This is a genomic window from Alkalihalophilus lindianensis, from assembly GCF_032843265.1.
GTDB lineage: Bacteria > Bacillota > Bacilli > Bacillales > Bacillaceae_D > Alkalihalophilus > Alkalihalophilus lindianensis.
This window is the reverse complement of sequence record NZ_JAWJBA010000990.1, coordinates 1-238: the sequence shown is the minus strand read 5'-3', so window position 1 is coordinate 238 and position 238 is coordinate 1. Positions and strand designations below refer to the sequence as shown.

At 37.0% G+C, this 238-nt stretch carries 1 protein-coding gene; it reads right to left on the bottom strand.

Going from position 1 to position 238, the window contains the following annotated elements; genetic code table 11:
- Window positions 1–24: 24 nt before the first annotated feature.
- Window positions 25–238, bottom strand: a 214-nt coding sequence (locus RYX56_RS25085; protein WP_317124479.1) for an adenine deaminase C-terminal domain-containing protein, incomplete at its 5' end; no start/stop codon positions are given.

Sequence of the window (238 nt, the reverse complement as noted above, 5' to 3'; positions counted from 1 at the left end):
TCAACTCTTTAATATGTTTATATTTTAACGCATTATCGTCGGAAAGAGTACTGTTTTATTCATTACATCATACATTCCCTGTTGTGTTACGCGAATATAGGGCAGATGTGTCGATGAAAAAAATAATAAACTGTAAATAGGGTCAGAAAATGCATAACCCCGCTTCACTAATTCTGCAAAGAGCCTTTTTTCTTGGATCATCAACGCTTCGAGCGGAAGATCTGTCATCACTCCTCCT